This is a genomic window from Streptomyces sp. SID4985, assembly GCF_009863025.1.
GTDB lineage: Bacteria > Actinomycetota > Actinomycetes > Streptomycetales > Streptomycetaceae > Streptomyces.
On sequence record NZ_WWIR01000341.1, the window covers coordinates 1 to 1,914 of the forward strand.

2 protein-coding genes are annotated in these 1,914 nt (G+C 76.2%); both read right to left on the minus strand.

Annotation, left to right across the window (positions count from 1 at the left end; all coding sequences use genetic code 11):
• Positions 1 to 667 (minus strand): pantoate--beta-alanine ligase (panC, locus tag GTW40_RS14405; RefSeq protein WP_161180573.1); only part of this gene is annotated, 667 nt, incomplete at its 3' end.
• Positions 664 to 1,620: a DUF2520 domain-containing protein gene (locus GTW40_RS14410; protein WP_161180574.1), complete on the minus strand. Its 957-nt coding sequence runs from the start codon at positions 1,618 to 1,620 to the stop codon at positions 664 to 666. The genes panC and GTW40_RS14410, both read right to left, overlap by 4 nt.
• Positions 1,621 to 1,914: the final 294 nt, after the last annotated feature.

Below are 1,914 nucleotides of genomic sequence, written 5' to 3' on the forward strand. Positions count from 1 at the left end.
GGGCGCGCAGCGCCTCCTGGGCGGCGTGCCGGTCGCGGCCCGCGAACAGCGCGCGGGAGAGCGTGAGGGCGGTGTCGCGCTCCTCCGGCGAGAGGTAGCGATTGCGGCTGGAGAGGGCGAGGCCGTCCTCCTCGCGCACGGTCGGCACGCCGACGATCTCCACGCCGAAGTTGAGGTCGCGCACCATGCGCCGGATGAGGGCGAGCTGCTGGGCGTCCTTCTGGCCGTAGAGGGCCACGTCGGGCCGGGTGAGGTGGAGCAGCTTGGCGACGACGGTGAGCATGCCGTCGAAGTGACCGGGGCGCGTGGCGCCCTCCAGGCGCTCGCCCATGGGGCCCGCCGTGACGCGGACCTGGGGGTCGCCGCCGGGGTAGACCTCGTCCACCGAGGGCGCGAACACGGCGTCGGCGCCCGCGCGTCCGGCGAGCGCGAGGTCGGCCTCCAGGGTGCGCGGGTAGCGGTCCAGGTCCTCGCCCGCGCCGAACTGGAGCGGGTTGACGAAGACCGTGACGACGACCTCGCCCTCGGGCCCGGCGATCGCGCGCGCGGCGCGGATCAGCGTGGCGTGGCCCTCGTGCAGGGCACCCATGGTCATCACGACGGCACGGCGGCCGCGCCGCACGCGCGCGTGCAGCTCGTCGGCGGTGCTGAGCAGGGTGGTGGTCATCGGGCGTTCCCCTCGGGGCCGTTCGTTCCGTTCGTTCCGCCGGGGCCGTCGGCGGCGGGGGCGAGCGCCCCCAGCAGGTCCTCGGCCAGCTCGGCCTTGAGCAGGCCGGAGGCGAGGGCGCGGTCGGCGGTGGCGCGGGCCATCGCGAGGTAGCCCTCCACCGTGTCCGGCGCGTGCTTCCTCAGCTGGTCGAGGTGCGCGGTGACCGTACCGGCGTCGCCGCGCGCGACCGGGCCGGTCAGGGCCGCGTCCCCGGAGCGCAGCGCGTTGTCCAGGGCGGCGCCGAGCAGCGGGCCCAGCATCCGGTCGGGGGCGTCGACACCGGCCGTGCGCAGCAGCTCCATGGACTGCGCGACCAGGGTGATCAGGTGGTTCGAGCCGAGGGCGAGGGCCGCGTGGTAGAGCGGGCGGTTCTCCTCGGCGATCCACTCGGGCTCGCCGCCCATCTCGATGACCAGGGCCTGCGCGGCAAGCCGCAGCTCCTCGGGCGCGGTGACGCCGAAGGAGCAGCCGGCCAGGCGCTGCACGTCCACGGGGGTGCCGGTGAAGGTCATCGCCGGGTGCAGCGCGAGCGGCAGCGCGCCCGCGCGCAGGGCGGGCTCCAGTACGGCGACGCCGTACCGCCCCGAGGTGTGCACCAGGAGCTGTCCCGGGCGTACGGCGCCGGTCTCGGCGAGGCCCGTGACCAGGCCGGGCAGGGCGTCGTCGGGGACGGTCAGCAGGACCAGGTCGGCGCGGCCGAGGACCTCGGCGGGCGGCACCAGCGGCACGCCCGGGAGCATAGCCTCGGCGCGCCTGCGGGAGGCGTCGGAGACCCCCGAGACGGCGACCGGGGTGTGCCCGGCGAGCTGGAGGGACGCGGCCAGCGCGGGGCCCACGCGTCCGGCGCCGACGACGCCCACGGTGAGCCGCGCCGGGCGGTCCTTGATGTCTGGCTGGTGGACTGTACTCACGCGACCGTGGCCTTCCCGTTCCAGTCCGCTCTGGGTACCGGACGATTTCTCGTCATGTTAACGCTATCCGCGCGGCGAGCCCCGGTTGTCCACAGGCTGTGGGCGGCGGGGGCCGGGAAACTCCGGTGCCCGCAGGTGGGTGCGCGGGGCATCATCGCCCGTATGACGGATACGGCGGGGCAGGGCGGCGAGGGCGGCTTCGGGGACGAGGGCCGGTTCGGGGACGAGGGGCAGGGCGCCTCCGAGGAGCCCTCGCTGCGGGAGCGGCGCGCGGCGGCGCAGCGCGGGGCGCGC